This is a genomic window from Kitasatospora sp. NPDC056076 (assembly GCF_042266305.1).
Classification (GTDB): domain Bacteria; phylum Actinomycetota; class Actinomycetes; order Streptomycetales; family Streptomycetaceae; genus Kitasatospora.
On record NZ_JBHJWG010000084.1, the window covers coordinates 1 to 15,286 of the forward strand.

20 protein-coding genes are annotated in these 15,286 nt (G+C 74.7%); 10 read left to right on the forward strand and 10 right to left on the reverse strand.

Annotated features, from left to right (window positions below; translation table 11 throughout):
* Positions 1–11: 11 nt before the first annotated feature.
* The 3 genes from ACFC1T_RS37105 to ACFC1T_RS37115 form a co-directional block, all read right to left on the reverse strand.
* Positions 12–431 (reverse strand): YciI family protein, encoded by a 420-nt coding sequence (locus ACFC1T_RS37105; RefSeq protein ID WP_375896843.1) that lies wholly within the window; start codon positions 429–431, stop codon positions 12–14.
* A gap of 241 nt (positions 432–672) precedes the next feature.
* Positions 673–1,020: a transcriptional regulator gene (locus ACFC1T_RS37110; protein ID WP_375896845.1), complete on the reverse strand. Its 348-nt coding sequence runs from the start codon at positions 1,018–1,020 to the stop codon at positions 673–675.
* Entirely contained in the window at positions 1,017–1,484 is a 468-nt protein-coding gene (locus tag ACFC1T_RS37115) for a hypothetical protein (protein ID WP_375896848.1), read from the reverse strand. The genes ACFC1T_RS37110 and ACFC1T_RS37115 overlap by 4 nt, the downstream gene beginning before the upstream one ends.
* A 117-nt stretch (positions 1,485–1,601) precedes the next feature.
* On the opposite strand from ACFC1T_RS37115, the gene ACFC1T_RS37120 reads away from it, so the two are divergent.
* The 3 genes from ACFC1T_RS37120 to ACFC1T_RS37130 are packed head-to-tail and all read left to right on the forward strand — an operon-like array spanning position 1,602 to position 3,739.
* Positions 1,602–2,546 carry an ABC transporter ATP-binding protein gene (locus ACFC1T_RS37120; RefSeq protein ID WP_375896850.1) on the forward strand — a complete coding sequence of 315 codons (945 nt, stop codon included), beginning with the start codon at positions 1,602–1,604 and terminating at the stop codon, positions 2,544–2,546.
* Positions 2,543–3,397, forward strand: coding sequence for an ABC transporter permease (locus ACFC1T_RS37125; RefSeq protein ID WP_375896853.1), 855 nt, complete (start codon positions 2,543–2,545; stop codon positions 3,395–3,397). Before ACFC1T_RS37120 ends, ACFC1T_RS37125 begins: the two co-directional genes overlap by 4 nt.
* A 30-nt stretch (positions 3,398–3,427) precedes the next feature.
* Positions 3,428–3,739 (forward strand): hypothetical protein, encoded by a 312-nt coding sequence (locus ACFC1T_RS37130; protein ID WP_375896856.1) that lies wholly within the window; start codon positions 3,428–3,430, stop codon positions 3,737–3,739.
* Positions 3,740–3,836: 97 nt separating this feature from the next.
* Here the strand turns inward: ACFC1T_RS37130 and ACFC1T_RS37135 are convergent, their stop codons facing one another.
* Positions 3,837–4,346 (reverse strand): hypothetical protein, encoded by a 510-nt coding sequence (locus ACFC1T_RS37135; protein WP_375896859.1) that lies wholly within the window; start codon positions 4,344–4,346, stop codon positions 3,837–3,839.
* Between the two features lie 161 nt (positions 4,347–4,507).
* Between ACFC1T_RS37135 and ACFC1T_RS37140 the strand changes: the two genes are divergently transcribed.
* Positions 4,508–5,335 (forward strand): DUF4253 domain-containing protein, encoded by an 828-nt coding sequence (locus ACFC1T_RS37140; RefSeq protein WP_375896862.1) that lies wholly within the window; start codon positions 4,508–4,510, stop codon positions 5,333–5,335.
* Positions 5,336–5,447: 112 nt separating this feature from the next.
* Complete coding sequence (locus tag ACFC1T_RS37145) at positions 5,448–5,927, forward strand: hypothetical protein (RefSeq protein ID WP_375896865.1); 480 nt, start codon at positions 5,448–5,450, stop codon at positions 5,925–5,927.
* Here ACFC1T_RS37145 and ACFC1T_RS37150 read toward each other — a convergent pair.
* From ACFC1T_RS37150 to ACFC1T_RS37165, 4 genes are all read right to left on the reverse strand, one after another.
* Positions 5,924–6,112, reverse strand: coding sequence for a hypothetical protein (locus ACFC1T_RS37150; protein WP_375896868.1), 189 nt, complete (start codon positions 6,110–6,112; stop codon positions 5,924–5,926). The genes ACFC1T_RS37145 and ACFC1T_RS37150 overlap by 4 nt on opposite strands.
* Positions 6,113–6,183: 71 nt before the next feature.
* Entirely contained in the window at positions 6,184–7,512 is a 1,329-nt protein-coding gene (locus ACFC1T_RS37155) for an MAB_1171c family putative transporter (protein ID WP_375896870.1), read from the reverse strand.
* Entirely contained in the window at positions 7,509–8,120 is a 612-nt protein-coding gene (locus tag ACFC1T_RS37160; RefSeq protein ID WP_375896873.1) for a ParH-like protein, read from the reverse strand. The genes ACFC1T_RS37155 and ACFC1T_RS37160 overlap by 4 nt, the downstream gene beginning before the upstream one ends.
* A 196-nt stretch (positions 8,121–8,316) precedes the next feature.
* Positions 8,317–8,910 (reverse strand): XRE family transcriptional regulator, encoded by a 594-nt coding sequence (locus tag ACFC1T_RS37165; RefSeq protein ID WP_375896876.1) that lies wholly within the window; start codon positions 8,908–8,910, stop codon positions 8,317–8,319.
* Positions 8,911–9,359: 449 nt separating this feature from the next.
* Between ACFC1T_RS37165 and ACFC1T_RS37170 the strand changes: the two genes are divergently transcribed.
* The 5 genes from ACFC1T_RS37170 to ACFC1T_RS37190 all read left to right on the forward strand — a co-directional run bounded on the left by ACFC1T_RS37170 (position 9,360) and on the right by ACFC1T_RS37190 (position 13,133).
* Positions 9,360–10,151 carry a hypothetical protein gene (locus ACFC1T_RS37170; RefSeq protein ID WP_375896879.1) on the forward strand — a complete coding sequence of 264 codons (792 nt, stop codon included), beginning with the start codon at positions 9,360–9,362 and terminating at the stop codon, positions 10,149–10,151.
* A 77-nt stretch (positions 10,152–10,228) separates the two neighbouring features.
* Positions 10,229–10,660, forward strand: a complete 432-nt coding sequence (locus ACFC1T_RS37175) for a hypothetical protein (protein ID WP_375896882.1) — start codon at positions 10,229–10,231, stop codon at positions 10,658–10,660.
* A 42-nt stretch (positions 10,661–10,702) separates the two neighbouring features.
* Positions 10,703–11,701, forward strand: a complete 999-nt coding sequence (locus ACFC1T_RS37180) for an aldo/keto reductase (protein ID WP_375896885.1) — start codon at positions 10,703–10,705, stop codon at positions 11,699–11,701.
* A gap of 198 nt (positions 11,702–11,899) precedes the next feature.
* Positions 11,900–12,763, forward strand: coding sequence for an alpha/beta fold hydrolase (locus ACFC1T_RS37185; RefSeq protein ID WP_375896887.1), 864 nt, complete (start codon positions 11,900–11,902; stop codon positions 12,761–12,763).
* A gap of 148 nt (positions 12,764–12,911) precedes the next feature.
* A complete protein-coding gene (locus ACFC1T_RS37190) occupies positions 12,912–13,133 on the forward strand; it encodes a hypothetical protein (RefSeq protein ID WP_375896889.1) in 222 nt (73 codons plus the stop codon).
* A 184-nt stretch (positions 13,134–13,317) separates the two neighbouring features.
* Here the strand turns inward: ACFC1T_RS37190 and ACFC1T_RS37195 are convergent, their stop codons facing one another.
* Both ACFC1T_RS37195 and ACFC1T_RS37200 read right to left on the reverse strand, forming a co-directional pair.
* Entirely contained in the window at positions 13,318–14,250 is a 933-nt protein-coding gene (locus ACFC1T_RS37195) for a ribosome-inactivating family protein (RefSeq protein WP_375896892.1), read from the reverse strand.
* Positions 14,251–14,688: 438 nt separating this feature from the next.
* Entirely contained in the window at positions 14,689–15,165 is a 477-nt protein-coding gene (locus ACFC1T_RS37200) for an NUDIX hydrolase (RefSeq protein ID WP_375896895.1), read from the reverse strand.
* Positions 15,166–15,286: the final 121 nt, after the last annotated feature.

Here is a 15,286-nt window from a genome sequence, read left to right on the forward strand (position 1 = left end):
GGCTGCGGGCATCAGAGCTGGCCGGTCCGCTCGCGCCAGGCCCGCTCCTTGACGATCCACTCGTTGTCCTGCGGGAACTCCTCGATGCCCGGCACCCGGCGCACCTCGCACTTGGAACCGGGGAGGGCCGGCAGCCGCTTGGCCCACTCCACGGCCTCCTCCTTCGAGGCCACGTCGATCAGGTAGAAGCCGCCGAACAGTTCCTTCGTCTCCCCGTACGGGCCGTCGGTGACCACCGGCGCCTCCCCGTCGAAGTCGACCACCACGCCCTGCGACGGGTCGTCCAGCCCCTCGGCGGCCACCAGCACGCCGGCCCGGATCAGCTCCTCGTTGAAGCGCCCCACGGTCTCCAGCATCTCCTCGAAGGGCGTCTCCATCATCTTGGCCATGGACTCGTCCGTGCCCCGCATGATCAGCATGTACTTCGCCATCACAAACCTCCTTCGACGGGGGCCGCCTTTCCGACCCTCTCCACCCCAAGGTCGAACGGCGCCCGCGCGGATCGACACCCTCGACGAAGACGGACGATATTCCCTCCCACCGACAGCCCCCGGCCGCCCCGCCGGGCCCGGGAACACCCCGCCGGGCCCGGGAACACCCACCCCACCCGGGGAAGAGCCAAAGGGGTGGGCTCACCTTCCCCCCGATGCCGTTCCGTACGACCGCCCGGGGTCAGCCCTCGGCCGGGGCGTGGTGCAGGGCGGCGCCGAGGGCGGTGGCGGAGGCGGCGATGCGCTGGAGTTCGGCGAGGTGGGCGGCCAGGGCGCGGCGGCCCTCGGGGGTCAGGCGCAGCCAGGTGCGGGGGCGCTTGCCGACGTAGCCGCGGCGCAGCCTGACGTAGGAGGCGGCCTCCAGGGTGGCGGCCACCTTGCTCAGCGCCGACTCCGAGACCCCGCAGCCCTCCCGTACGGCGCGGAACTCCGCCTCGGCGCAGCCGGACAGGAAGGCGACCACGGCGAGCCGGGTGGGCTGGTGGATCAGCTCGTCGAAGGCCGGTTCCGGCGGCGGGTCGGCGCTCACGCGGCGCCCGTCCCGGCTGTTCCGGCCGCCCCGGTCGCCCGCTTGCGGCGCAGCAGCAGGAAGTGGGTCAGGCCGCCGGTGAGGCCGAGGGCGAGCAGGAACCCGGGCAGGCCGAACGGCAGGGCCAGCGCCCCGGCCGCGAGCAGCGGCAGCAGCTGGAGCGCCGCGCCCGGGTACGACAGGGTGGGGACGATGCCCGGCCGGTGCTCGACCCGGTGGCTGACCACCACGTGGCCCACCAGCAGCAGCGCCGCGGCCAGCTGCACGAGGGCGGTGGCGAGCCACAGCCGCTCCGGCAGCAGGGCCGAGACGCCGGTCCCGGCGAACCCCGCCCCGAACAGGCCCGCGGCCGTGGCCGGGTACCAGGGGGGCAGCGGATTGGGCCGCCGGGCCGCCGCCCGGGCCCGGTGCGCGGTGCGCAAGGACGCGAGGGCGTCCTCGGGGGCGATGCCGTGAACGCTCACCTGGTGCTCCAACTCCCCGTTCCCGAAAGGCTCCTGACAGCACCGGAGATCCTGGCATTTACTTTCCCGCCGGGCAAGTACTAGCGTGGCGGGCATGTGCACGGGGGAGGCAAGGACATGACCGGGACGACGACGCCACGGGCGGGCACGGTCGACCGCTCCGGAGACGAACGGCCCGGGGGAGAAGCGGCGATCCTGACGTCCGGACTGCGGATGCGCTACGGCAGCCGGGATGTCCTGGACGGCCTGGACCTCAGGGTGGAACGCTCCGAACTCTTCGCCCTGCTCGGCCCCAACGGCGCCGGCAAGAGCACCACCATCGAGATCCTGGAGGGCTACCGCCGCCGCTCCGCCGGCCAGGTCACCGTCCTCGGACAGGACCCGGCCCGCGACGACCCCGCCTGGCGCGCCCGGATCGGGATCGTCCTGCAGTCCAGCCGCGACCACGGCCGCTGGCGCGTCGGCGAACTGCTCGGCCACCTGGCCCGCTACTACCCCGACCCCTACGCGCCCGCCGAACTGCTGGCCCGGGTCGGCCTCACCGACCAGGCCGACCGCACCGCCGCCACCCTCTCCGGCGGACAGCGCCGCCGCCTGGACGTGGCCCTCGGCCTGGTCGGGCGCCCCGACCTGCTCTTCCTCGACGAACCCACCGCCGGCTTCGACCCCGAGGCCCGCCGCGACTTCCACGCCCTGCTGCGCGAACTGCGCGACGAACGCGCCACCACCATCCTGCTCACCACCCACGACCTCACCGAGGCCCAGCAACTGGCCGACCGGATCGGCATCCTGCAAGCCGGCCGCCTCACCGCCTGCGGCACCCTCGCCGAACTCGCCGAAGCCGCCCGGGCCGAGTCCGAGGTGCGCTGGAGCGACCCCGACGGCACCCCGCGCAGCCTGCGCACCGCCGACCCCTCCCGGGCGGTCTGGGACCTGCACCGGCGGCTCGGCGGACCGATCCCCGACCTGGAAGTGCGCCGCCCCAGCCTGGAGGACACCTACCTCGGCATGGTCGGCGACGCCCGACCCGCCGAACCCGCCGAGCCCGCGGAGACGCCGTGACCCCCGTGAACCCCTACGTCCTCGGCCTGCGCCGCGGCGCCGTCGAACTGCGCCAACTCCTGCGCAGCCGCAAGGACTTCTACTCCTACCTGACCACCCCGCTGGTCTTCCTCGCCATCTCCTACTGGCGCTCCGGCTCCGGTGGCACTGGCTCCGGAGACGCTTTGACCCAGCTCAGCCTGGCCGGCGGCATCGCCTCCACCGTCTTCATGTTCGGCCTCATGACCGTCCCCCAGTTCCTCTCCGGCGACCGGGAGGACGGCACCCTGCTGCGCCTGCGCGGCGTCCCCGGCGCGATGCCCGCCTACCTGGTCGCCAAGGCGCTCTTCGTCCTGGTGACCATGGGCGCCTCCATCCTGCTGCTGCTGGTCGGCGGCGCCCTGCTGCTGCACGCCGACCTGCCCGCCACCCCCGGACAGTGGCTCACCCTGGCCCTCACCCTGCTGCTGGGCACCGCCGCCGTCGTCCCGATGGGCGCCGCGATCGGCGCCCTGCTGCCCCCGGCCCGCGAGGCCCTCGCGCTGTACATGATGCCCATGCTCGGGCTGATGTTCATCTCCGGCGCCTTCGCCCCGCTGCGCAACCTGCCCACCGCCCTCCAGACCGTCGGCTCCCTCTTCCCGCTGCGCTGGATCGCCCAGGGCGTGCGCTCCGCCCTGCTGCCCGACAGCGCCAAGGCCCTTGAGGTGTCCGGTAGTTGGCAACACCTGCCGATCGCCGGCGTGCTGCTGTGCTGGGCGGTGGCGGGCTTCCTGCTGGCCCCCGGCCTGCTGCGCCGGATGGCCCGCAAGGAGTCCGGCTCCGTCCTGTCCGAACGCGAGCGCAAGCGGCTGGCCAAGAGCGCCTACTGACCCCGAATGAAGGAAGAAAGAGGTACCACCATGCTCGTCCCCCTCCCCGGCCCCTCGCAGCCGGCCGGCCTCGACCCGCTCAAGGCCGCCCTGCGCGCCGCCCTGGACACCGCCGACCAGGTCGAACAGCCGGGCCTGCGCCGGGCCCTGCGGATCGTCGAGGACTTCGTCCCGGCCGCCGCCCCCACCCCGGTGGACTGGGCCCGCAACGTCCTGGCCCACGCCGGGATCGACCCCCGCACGGCCGAGGTCAAGGCCGTCCGGGAACTGCGCCGCGCGCACCCCGGCCTCAGCCTCCGGGACGCCGTCGCGCTGGTGCGGCTTGTCGTCGGGCACTCCTGAGCGTCACCGGTCCTCACCGGCAGGCCCCGCGCGTCACCGCACGCCCGACCGTCTGCGGCCGTCCGCCGGTCGGCAGACGGCAGACGGCCGCAGGCGGTCAGCGGTCGAGGTCGATCGTGAAGCGCCTCGTGCCCGGGGCGACCGTGTCGGCGTGGATCGAGCCGCGGGCGCGGTCGAAGTCCCCGGTGCCGCCGGTGATCGCGTTGTCGAAGGAGGGCGGCGGGCCCGGGTTGAGCCGGCCGAAGACCATCCCCTGGGCGGTGATCTGGCCGCCCGGGAGGGTGTAGGTCACGGTGCACTCCTCCGCGCCGCCGTTGTCGGTGCGGGTGGTGGTGCACGTGCCGCCGGTCTCGCCGACCTGGTTGCCGTCCAGATCGGAGAGCACCGAGCGGAAGACGGTCCGGTCGCCCTGGGCGGGGGCCCCTCCTGGGTTGACGGGGAAGAACGACTGCTGCGCGAGACGGCCGATGAGCGTGATGACCCGGTCCCGGGCGACGGGTCCGGCGGATCCGGTGGTCGGCGTGGCGGTCGCGGCGGGGGCGGCGGTGAGAAGGGTGATCAGCGCGGCGGCCGTGCCGAGACCGGCCCTGGCGATGCGGTGCGTCATGTCTCTCCTGAGGTCGATGTCCTGAGGGGTCGGGCGACCCATTCATAGCCTCGGCCTATGGCCGCCCGGGCCGTCCGGGAACGGCCCGCCAACAGATTCGATCGAACGGCCCCACGGCGGCCCCCGGGGACGTTGTCGGTGCGTACCCCTACCGTGGGCGCATGATCGATTCCCAGCTGCTCCGCGACCTGCGCCGACGCTTCCCCGACCGCAGTGCCGAACGCCGTACGGCGCCACTGCTGCCGGGGCGTCAGGTCGTACCGTCGCTGTGGGTGAGCGACGGGCCGGCGCCCGAGGGCACGTGGGAGCGGCTGCGCCGGGAGCACGCGGAGTCGGGGCGGTGGCCGCTGCTGCTGGCGCCCGGCAGCGACGCCACGCAGTTGGAGGTGTCGGACCTGAGGCTCGAACCCGGCGAACCCGGTGGGCCGGGGGAGTTCCGGTCGGACCGGTACGAGGTGGCGGCCCTGCTGCGTGGGTGGTGGGAGAAGTCGGTGCTGTGGTGCCCCAGCGGGGACCCGCAGGACCGGGCCGACCTGCTGGAGACGCTGGCCCCCTTCGGCGACACCTGGCCCGGCCCCGCCCCCGCCCCCGCGCCGCGGCGCGATCCGCAGGAGTGCGCCGACCGCCTGGCCCGCCAACTGCTGCGCGCCCGCCCCGCGCTGAGGATCGGCCTGGTCCGCGCGGACGACGGCGCCCACGCGCTGGCCGCCTGCGGCTGGAACGGCACCAACGGCCACGGCGACACCGGCGAGATCGCCGCCGTGCTGCACAGCTGGCAGCACCGCTTCGGCGCCCGCCTCGTCGGAGTGGGCGCCGACTCACTGGAGTTGAGCGTCGCGGCGCCGCCGAGGAGCCGGGAGGATGCGCTGCTGGTGGCGGCCGAGCACGCCGCGTTCTGCCCGGACAACCTCTTCCAGGCCGAGGAGGGCCTGGCCGGCTACGCCGAGGAACTGGTCGACGCCGTCCACTGGGGCTTCTGGTGGGACTGACGCACGGGCCGGTGCTGCGGCCGGGAAGGTTCACCGAGGAGGTGGAAGGGGATTCACCGAGAGGTTTATGTCAGATTGACGATAACCGGTGCGCCGGGCTAGCGTGCCGGGCATGCGAGTGATCCTGACGCGCGACAGCGTGCACCCGGGAGACGACCCACCCCACCACTGGGACTTCACCGTCGACGGAGCGAGCACCTTGGGCGAGCTCGTCGACGAGGCCGTCAACTACCCGTACCAGATGGAGGGTTCCAGCTGGTCGATAGCCCCCCGGGGCGCCCCGGCGAACGAGACTCCGATCGCCACGGTGTCCATGCACTGGGCGGCGCCGCGCTTCACGAACGAGGCGGACCGGCGGCTGCGCCTGGACTCGATGGCCACCGCTCCGGGCGAGCTCTGGCTGCACTTCCGGTGGCACCCGGGAACCGTCCCGGTGGAGGAGTCCGAGTCCGCCCCGGCGGAGGAAAGCGAGCCTGTCCCGGTGGAGGGGGCCCGGCCCGCTCGCCATGGTCCCGCTCCTGCTCGTGTGGCTGCTGTTCGAAATGCTCCGGTGGGGCTGGGGCCGGTGACGGGGCCGGTGGTGGGCTGCTAACGCTTCTGGGCCCGGTACCGCTTGAGGAGGGCGGTGAGCCTCTCCGGGGCGGCCCCGCCGTTCAGTTCGGCGGTGAGGTCGTCGGGGCAGAGCTCGTAGAGGTCGCCCCACCACCGGCGCCCCCGGTTGTCCCAGATGCGGTAGCCACCGGGCACGCCCCTGGCCACGTAGCGACGCCTACTCATGAAGCCCCCGCCGGGAGCAGGGCCCACGCCCGTCGCCCACTTCCCCTCCCTCGCTCTCCACGGACGGCAGGCTACGGCAGGGCCGTCGTGGCGCGGGCGCGTTCGGCGCGGGCGCGGGTGCGGACCTCGGCGACGGCCGGGCAGGTGGCGTAGACCCGGGCCAGGTGGGCGAGGTGGTCGGCTTCCCCGTCCATGGTGTCCGTCGTGGTCGTGGCGGGTGTGGTGGCCGTGGCGGGTGCGGCGGTCTCCGGTGCGGCGGCGGGCCCGGGCAGGGTGCCGGCCGCGGCCAGTTCCAGGGCGGCGGCCAGCGAGGCGGCCTCGGCGGTGGCGGCGGCGTGGTCGGAGGGCGGCGGGAAGCGGCGGGTGGCGCGGTCGAGCCACTGCGCGGTGCGCGGGTCCAGGTGCTGGCGCAGGATCAGGCGGGCGTCGTGGATCTCGATGATCCGCCGGTAGAGCGCGAACCGGGGGTCGCGCGGGGGCAGCGGCAGCCGGCGGGCCGGGTCCAGGGCGATCTCCGGCAGCACGGTGTGCAGGTCGCGCCAGAGCGGGGTGAGCGCCCGGTAGCGGCGGTGGGCGCGCAGCCAGCCGCGTACCGCCCCGGTCGCCGCGGGCCACAGGGTGCTGCCCAGGCCGGCCGCGATCAGCGCCGCGCACAGCCCGCCCAGCACCGCGCACAGGAGGTCCTCGGGGCCGTCCTGGCTGCCGGTGACGGCCGCGCGCAGCACGTCGTCCATGCTCCAGGCGTTCCACAGCAGCCCGGCCACCAGCCCGCCGGCCAGCAGCCGCAGCCCGGTGCCCAGCCGCCCGGGGCCGGCCGCGCGGGCACGCCGGGCCAGCTCGCGCAGCAGCACCGTCAGGCACACCGCGGTGTGCAGCATGCCCACGGCGGTGTACCCGGCCAGCGCCAGCCGGGCGGACAGCTCGGGGCCGACGGTCAGGTCCTCGCCCGCCAGGCCCGGCGCGGCGGCGGTGATCAGCGCCAGCCGCAGCCCCAGCACCCCGGCCAGCAGGGCCAGTCCGCCCCGCACCTCCCGCCGTACGGGCTCGGCGGCGGGCTCGGCGGCGGCCGTACCGGCGGCGGGCTCAGCGGCGGTGTCGGCACCGGCCGTGCTCGCGGCATCGGCCGCCCGCAGCGCCGGCACGAGCAGCCGCATCGCCGCGGCCGCGCCGTCGCGCAGCCCGTCGCCCAGCACGATCACCAGCACCGCCAGCACCGGAACCCCCGTGCCCTGCACCGCCCGTACGGTCGGCGGGGCGAGCACCAGCAGGGCGGTGCCGAGCAGGGCCGTGCCGTAGCAGGTGAAACGGGCGGCGGCGCGGGAGTCGATCCGGCTGCGGGAGAAGTGGGCGGAGCTGAGGACGAAGAACAACCCGACGGGGTAGAGGGCGAGTTCGCTCACGGCCGGCGCCCCTGGGGCCTGCGGTCCTGCGGTGTGTCGTCGTTCGGCCCGTCGGTTCCCGGCCCGCCGTCGGACTCCCGGGCGGGTTCGGCTTCCCGGGCGGGTTCGGGTTGCCGGGCGGGGCCGCCGTGCCGCCGGGCGGCCAGCAGGACGCCCAGCGCGTCCAGCGACCCGCCGGCCGGCGTCGGCCCGGTCCCCGACTGGTCGGCGGCGTCGGCCCGTTCCGCCCGGCTCAGGATCAGCGAGGCCAGCAGCTCCGCCTCCCGCTCCTGCGGCTCGTCGTAGCTGGTGCGCCCCAGCACCCGCTGCACCAGCGCGGGGGAGAGGTTGGGCAGCAGTGCGGCGGCCGGGGCCAGCGGCGCGGAGCCGGCGTGGTCGAGCAGCAGGTGCGCGATCTCGTGCACCAGGATGTGCCGCTGGTGCAGCACGCCGGTGTCCGCCGCGTACAGGATGTAGTCCGCCTCCACGGTGGAGACCAGCAGCCCGCAGGGGGCGTGCGGCCGGGCGGGCACCGGCAGCAGCTCGATCGGCCGCCCGCGCCGCACCGCCAGCTGCTCCAGCAGCACCACCGGGTCGAACGGGCGCGGCAGCTCCAGCTGTTCGGCCATCCGGCGACAGCGCCGCAGCGTGGACCGGTAGCCCCGGCCGCCCCACAAGTCACCCCACAACCCGAGCTCCCCTCACCGCTCCACCCCTACGGTTCCTCCGTCGGCGCCTCCGCACGGGCCTCCGACGCTCCTGCGCCCGCCCCGCGGCCCGCCCGCCCCGTGCTCCGACGGCCCTGCGGGGTTGCGCGGCCCGCGCTCAGGGCGAGGGGCGTTTGCGCGCCGCGTCCCGGCGGGCGATCACGTCGACCAGCTCACTGACGGTGTCCAGGCCCTCCGGCGACAGGCCCACCGCCCGCAGCGCCAGGCTGCGCACGCCCGCGTCGCGCAGCGCGCCGAGCAGGGCCAGCTCCTTGGCGATCTCGGCGCCCTGCTGCTCGTCGAAGAAGTACGCGGGCGGGACCTGGAAGAACTGGGCCAGCGCCTCCAGGTGGCGCTTGGTCGGGTTGTCCCGGCGCCCGGTGCGCAGCTGCCACAGGTAGGTGGTGGAGAAGGACTCCCCGGTCGCCTCCCGGCAGGCCCGGGCCACCTCCTCGTTGGTGTACTGCTCGCGGTCGGGGCGGCGCACGGTGTGGAACAGGGCCTCGATCCGGACCGACAGCCCGCCGGCCTCCGTGCTCGCGGGGCCGTCCGTCTCCGTGCCGGCGCCCGCGTCCGGGTCCGTGCCCGGGTCCGTGCCTGCATTCGTTCCCGGGTCCGTTCCCGTGTCCGCGTTCCCGGTGCCGTCCTGGGCGGGCTCCGGTGGAGCGCCCTCCGGTCCCGCCTGAACGCCGTCCCCCGTCGACTCCGTCATGCCCCACCTTTCTCACGCCCGGGCCCTCCGGCCGCGACCTCGGCGGACGGACAGGGCCGGCCAGGTCACGATAGCCGAACGGCATCAGCTGGCATGGATCAGAAGATACCCGCAGTCAACGCCAGTTGACCCGCGTAGCGTCGGCTGACATCCTGGACGAACAGGCCCACAGGCGCCGCCGACCAGAGCTGACGAATCCTCACATCAGCCCGTACCGGCGGCACTTGACGTCTCCACCGGACCGCCCGACCGACCTCGGCGCCCCGGCCGGGAAGGGCCGACTCCCGCGAGACCGCACGGCGTCGACACACCGGACCCGGGCACCCGCACCACGCCCGCCCCACCCCGACGTGCCGCAGCCCGCCGTGCCGCACCGCCGTACCGCCGCCCGGCGGGGGACAGCCCGACCGGCCCGACCCCCGACGGCACGACGCGAGAAGGGGGCACCCGTGGACACCACGCCGCGCGGGCAGACCGCACCGCCAGCACAGCCACAGCCACAGCCACTACCGCAGGCACAGGCGCAGGCGCAGGCGCAGGCGCAGTCACAGGCACTGCCACGGCCGCGACGTCGACCGCAGACCGTCCGGCTGGCCTTCCTGTGGCGGGCCGCCGGAGCACCCGTCGGCTGCGTCCTCGCCCTCGCCATGGGCATCGTCCTCGCCCGGACCGGCGTCGCCGCCCGCCTCGGCGCCGTCCCCGCCCTGCTGCTCTCCGGCACCGCCGTCCTCGGCGTCGCCCTGCCCGTCCCCTACGGCTTCTGGCTGCGCGCCGACACCGAAGGCCTCACCCTGGTACGGGCCTTCCTCCCGCGCCACTACCGCTGGCAGGACATCGTCGCCCTCACCATGGAGACCGACGAGGACCCCGACTCCGGCGCCGCCCGGCTCGTCCTCCTGCTGCGCCTGGTCCCCGCCCGGACCGTCCGGACCGCCCGCACGGCCCGGACGGTCCGGACGGCCACCGCTTCCTCGACCGCCGCCTCCCAGGCGGACCGCGTCCACGGCCCCGTCCTCGGCGTCCTCGGCACCACCCCCGACGGACTGCCGCGCGGCACCGAACCCCGCCACCTGGCCCAGCTGTTCGACCTGCTGCGCCGCCACGGCGTCCCGCTGGAGGACCCGCGCTACGCCGACCTCGTCCTCACCGCCCACGGCTACCCGCCGCTCGCCCACACCGCCCGCACCGCCCACACCGCCCCGCCGACACGCCCGGCAGCCGTCCGGTCACCCTCCGTTTGATCCTCCGCACGCCCCGCATCCGTTGACCCCGACGGAGGCGTGTCGCCGACGGCGCGCCGCGAGGGCGGGAGGCGAACGTGCTCAGGTTCCACGGCGCTTGGCGCATCACCGTGGTCGGCTGCAACGCCGACTTCGCCCAACGGGCGGTCGTCCGCGGCCCGTACGGCACCCGGGTGCTGCCCGGGCGCCCCGGCGCCGTCCTGGAGGTGGACGGGGAGCACTGGACCCTCACCCTCGAACACCGCCCGCGCGGCCGCGACTGGCAACCCAACCTGCGCACCACCCCCGGACCGCTCACCGAACGCGACGGCGTGCGCAGCCGGCTGCTCACCAGCAACGACCGGCACTGGCCGGGCAAACCGCGGGACTACGTCAACGTCGTGCTGCGCCTGGACCAGCCGACCGGCCCGGCCGCGACCCCAGCCGCAGCCTGCCCGACCCCGGCCTGCCCGGTCGCGCCCCACCCGGCCCCGGCCCCGCTGCCGACGGCCCTGCGGGCGGTCCCCTAAAGTCCCAGGTGAGCACCGTCGCGCCACCCGAGGAGAGCCAGCATGCCGACCGAACCCGCCCCCGCTCCCACCCCCAGTACCCCGGCCCGCGCCCGGCTGGGCCTGGGCACCGCGGCGGTCGGCCGGCCCGGCTACATCACCCTCGGGCGCGCGGCCGACCTGCCCGCCGAACGCACCGTCGAGGCCCTGCGCGAGCGCACCCACACCCTCCTGGACGCCGCCTACGCCGCCGGGGTGCGCTACCTCGACACCGCCCGCTCCTACGGCCGCGCCGAGGAGTTCCTCGCCCAGTGGCTCACCGAACACCCCGAGGCCGCCGCCGAGGTGACGGTCGGCAGCAAGTGGGGCTACACCTACACGGCCGACTGGCGCACCACCGGCGTCACCGCCCACGAGGTCAAGGAGCACTCCACGGCGGTGTACGACCGGCAGATCCGCGAGACCCGCGCCCTGCTCGGCCCCCGCCTGGACGTCTACCTGGTCCACTCGGTCACCACCGACAGCCCCGCCCTCACCGACCCCGCCCTGCACCGGCGCCTGGCCGCCCTCGCCGCCGAGGGCGTCCGGGTCGGCCTGTCCACCAGCGGCCCCGCCCAGGCCGAGGCCATCCGCCGGGCCCTGGCCGTCACCGTCGACGGCCGGCCGCTGTTCAGCGCCGTCCAGGCCACCTGGAACCTGCTGGAGACCTCCGCCGCCCCCGCCCTCGCCGAAGCCCACCGGGCCGGCTGGCTGGTCGTGGTCAAGGAGGGCATGGCCAACGGCCGCCTGGCCGGCCGCAACGCCACCGGGGACGACACCGCCGCCCTGCGCGCCCTCGCCACCCGCACCGCCACCACCCCCGACGCCCTCGCCCTGGCGGCCGCCGCCGCCCAGCCCTGGGCCGACGTCGTCCTGTCCGGCGCCGCCACCCCCGCCCAACTCGCCTCCAACCTCGCCGCCGCCCACCTCACCCCCACCCCGGACGACCTCGCCACCCTCGCCACCATGCCCGAACCCGCTGAGGCCTACTGGCACACCCGCTCCTCCCTGCCCTGGACCTGACGACCCTGGACCTGACGGCCGGCCCCGCCCGGCCTGCCAGCCCAGCCCCTCCCGTCCGGTCGGGGCTAGTGCGGATGATCTTCGCCGAGTAGGGTGAACCCCCGGCAGCGGGCGGCCGTTCGCACACCACCCCGGTGGCTGCGCCCCGCCCCGTCCCGCCGACACCGCCGCAGCCCCGGAAAGGCAGTCGTAGCCCAGATGCAGCCGACGTTCGTCCTGGTCCACGGAGCGTTCGCCAACTCCTTCTCCTTCGCCCCGCTCCAGGCCGAACTCGGCCTCCTCGGGCACCGCTCGGTCGCCGTCGACCTCCCCGGACACGGCTTCGCCGCGACCTACCCGCGCGCCTACCAGGCGCCGCAGGACCTCACCGAGCTCGCCGCGACGCCCGGCGTCATCAAGGGCGTCACCCTCGCCGACAACGCCGCGCACCTCATCGCGGTCCTGGAGCGGGCCAAGCGCAACGGCCCCGTCGTCCTGGTCTCGCACAGCCGCGGCGGCCTGACGGCCACCGTCGCCGCCAACCGGCGGCCCGACCTGATCGACCACCTCGTCTACGTCTCCTCCTGGTGCCCCGTCGACCTCGACGTCAGCGCCTACTACGCCGAGCCCGAGATGGCCGAGGTCGACCCCGCCGCGCTGGCCGCCGCGCTGGTCGGCAACCCCGCCGAACTCGGGCTGCTGCGCTCCAACTTCCGCACCGCCGACCCCGCCGCCCTCGCGGCCTTCAAGGCGGCCCTGTTCGCCGACGGGACGGACGAGGAGTTCCTGGTCCTCCTCAACACCCTCCAGCCCGACGAGAACCTCGACGCCGGCACCGCCGACGACCGGGCCGGCGCCGACACCTGGGGCCGGATCCCCAGGACGTACGTCCGCCTCACCGAGGACGCCAGCATCCCGCTCGCCATGCAGGACCGGATGATCCGCGAGGCCGACGCCCTGACGCCCGGGAACCCCTACGCCGTCCGCACCCTCACCGGCAGCCACCTCAAGTGGCTGGCCACCCCGGAACCGGCCGCCCAGGTCCTCGCCGAGGTCGCCGCCCACCTGCCCACCGGATCCTGACCGGAGCGGGAAGTCGACGGGGCCGACTTCCCGTGCGCCCACCGGGGCGGTGCGGAGGTCCCGGCCCCGGGACCTGGCGTGTTCCCCATCCGGTAGCCGTAGCCGTAGCCGTCGCCGCCGTCATCGGAACGTCCCTAGGGTCGCCGGCATGACACACAACACCGTCGACCCAGCGACGATCACGCCGGAGATGGCCGCTCGGATCCGCACGTGGCGATGCGACGAGGACTACTCCTGGCGCGCCGTGGCCCAAGCCGCGTCCGACCTGTGGGGCTTCGCATCGGGCAGCAATCAGCTCTTCGGTGAAGACCTCTGCGTGGCCGCGGCCACGCTGCTGGGCGAGAACCCCTACCGGGACCCGTGGCACTGACGCCCGTCAGCGGGCGGGGCGGATCGAAGAGGCCCGTGATGGGGCGTCCGGCCCGGTGGACGTCCGTACTCGGCGGGCAGGTGCGTCCACTGCGAGCCGGTCCGGACCAGCTGACCTGGCCGTGTCCGAGAGCGACGGCGGGCGGCCCCGCACGGGCCGCCCGCCGTGGTGTTGCGGGGTCAGTTCACCGGGAGGAACCGAGGGCGAGGAGGTAGCCGATCCGGTTCGGGTAGCCCGGAATGGGGCTGCCGAGCAACAGCTGCGGGGTCCGGTAGGTGGTGCCGTTGATCTCGAACGGCGGGGTCGACGGGTCCTGCATGACCTGGTGGAGCCAGCGGGAGACCGCCGACCACTGGTTCTCCCAGCTGATCAGGGCGGCGGGGACCGGCTGGTTCGCCCTGGTACGCAGGTTGTTGCTGACGTGCGCCCGGATCTCCTCGAAGCGGGCCGCCTCCGCGAGGGCCTGGATCAGGACGAGGTAGCTCTGGTTGCGCAGCGTGGCCGAGGTGGCCGTCGAGTGGCTGTCGTAGAAGTGGATCAGCCCGGTGGCGAAGGCGATCTCGGTGGCGCCCATGCGCACGGTCGCGCGGGCGGCGCTCCCCAGGGCCATGTAGCTGGACCCCACGTTGAGGTTCCCGACGGCCCGCTGGTACCCGGCCCGTGCGAGGATCTGCTGCAACGCCACCCGCTGGTCGGAGAAGCCGAGGATCCCGCTCACCGAGCCGGAGTTCTGGCTGGGGGTCCAGATCCCCATGATGTACAGGTTGTCCGAGCGGAAGTAGACCGAGCCGATGTGCTGGCCGCCCTGCTGGAGCCGGACCTCGATGAGGTGCCGGTCGTCGTCGGGCCGGATCTCGGTGTCGTCCATCCGCCCCATGAGGACGGAGTTGCCGCGGGCGGCACCCCGCAGCTCGGTGATCACGCTGTCGTAGTCCGCAGCGGCCTGGGAGGGGTTGTTCTGGACGATCCCGTCGAGGCTCCAGTCGATCTGGAAGAGCCGGTTCGTCCCGGTGTTCGCCTGGGCTGCCGTCGTCGACGACGCCGCGAACAGACAGGTCAACAACGCCAGGACGACGGCGAACAGGGTACTGCGGTGGATCGGGCCGGGCGACTGCATCGTGCTCCTTGGACTTGCCGGGTTCTGCGGGCCGGCCGGTCTGCCCGACCGGCCGGCCCGCCGTGTACGTCCGTTCACCCGGGTTGACGGACGGATTCCCGCGGGCGGTTCAGGAGGCCTCGGAGCACGGGGAAGAAGGCCGATTCACCAGGTCGAGGACCGGGTGACGTGGCGGGCGCGGCGTCAGGTCACCCGGAAATCCTCGGTAGGGCGGGGTGGCGGAACTGCCCGCCAGCCGCTCCGAGTCGGGCATCCCCCGCGATGGCCAACGCCGCCTCGCACTCGATGTCCCCGTCGGGAGCGGCAGCACGGACCAGAGGCAGATCGGCCGGCGGGTCCGGATCGGTCAGGACGCGCTCTTGCGCCAGGTGATGGGGGAGTTGGGGGGGTCCATGGCGGTTCCCCCTGGAGGAGTGGGAAGTCGGCGGGGCCGACTTCCTACGCGAGGTGGCCAGGGCCGGTGAGACGGTGGCCGTCGTGGGAGCGGATGTGCGGAGGGCCGGAGTGCAGGGCGTCGAGGATGCGGACGGCATAGACCTCGCTCATGCGGGCGATGACCTCATCAGGGGTGAACCAGGCGATGGCGGTGGACTCGGGGGAGAGCCGTTCGGCGCCGTCCTCCGGGTGGCAGCGGAAGACCAGGGCGACGATGCCGCGCGTCAAGTTCTTGTAGACGCCGGTCAGTCGGTCGACGCCGACCCTGAGGCCGGTCTCCTCGTGGATCTCGCGGCGCAGGCCGTCCTCGATGGTCTCGGTGAGTTCGAGGACGCCGCCCGGAGGCTCCCAGGTGCCGTTGTCGGCACGGCGGATCGCCAGCACGCGCCCGTCCTCGCGGACGACCGCTCCGGCGACTGACACGGAGTGGAGTGGCGTTGACGGGGGCTTCCTGGCGCTGTTGCTCACGCGCAGGAGGATAGGAGGCATGTAGGACCATGGCGAGTGGTGACGTGGTGTCGTCGGCCAAGGCGACGTACCTGCGGGAGGGTTGGGCGCGGGGGTGGCCCCCGGGGCGGGGGCGCACCGCGAGGGCACGCCC

Coding starts and splice junctions, on each gene's coding strand:
- ACFC1T_RS37105 (WP_375896843.1), bottom strand. CDS start 431: ATGGCGAAGTACATGCTGATCATGCGGGGCACGGACGAGTCCATGGCC.
- ACFC1T_RS37195 (WP_375896892.1), bottom strand. CDS start 14,250: ATGCAGTCGCCCGGCCCGATCCACCGCAGTACCCTGTTCGCCGTCGTC.
- ACFC1T_RS37180 (WP_375896885.1), top strand. CDS start 10,703: ATGCCGACCGAACCCGCCCCCGCTCCCACCCCCAGTACCCCGGCCCGC.
- ACFC1T_RS37145 (WP_375896865.1), top strand. CDS start 5,448: ATGCGAGTGATCCTGACGCGCGACAGCGTGCACCCGGGAGACGACCCA.
- ACFC1T_RS37120 (WP_375896850.1), top strand. CDS start 1,602: ATGACCGGGACGACGACGCCACGGGCGGGCACGGTCGACCGCTCCGGA.
- ACFC1T_RS37185 (WP_375896887.1), top strand. CDS start 11,900: ATGCAGCCGACGTTCGTCCTGGTCCACGGAGCGTTCGCCAACTCCTTC.
- ACFC1T_RS37190 (WP_375896889.1), top strand. CDS start 12,912: ATGACACACAACACCGTCGACCCAGCGACGATCACGCCGGAGATGGCC.
- ACFC1T_RS37160 (WP_375896873.1), bottom strand. CDS start 8,120: ATGGCCGAACAGCTGGAGCTGCCGCGCCCGTTCGACCCGGTGGTGCTG.
- ACFC1T_RS37165 (WP_375896876.1), bottom strand. CDS start 8,910: ATGACGGAGTCGACGGGGGACGGCGTTCAGGCGGGACCGGAGGGCGCT.
- ACFC1T_RS37130 (WP_375896856.1), top strand. CDS start 3,428: ATGCTCGTCCCCCTCCCCGGCCCCTCGCAGCCGGCCGGCCTCGACCCG.
- ACFC1T_RS37150 (WP_375896868.1), bottom strand. CDS start 6,112: ATGAGTAGGCGTCGCTACGTGGCCAGGGGCGTGCCCGGTGGCTACCGC.
- ACFC1T_RS37135 (WP_375896859.1), bottom strand. CDS start 4,346: ATGACGCACCGCATCGCCAGGGCCGGTCTCGGCACGGCCGCCGCGCTG.
- ACFC1T_RS37140 (WP_375896862.1), top strand. CDS start 4,508: ATGATCGATTCCCAGCTGCTCCGCGACCTGCGCCGACGCTTCCCCGAC.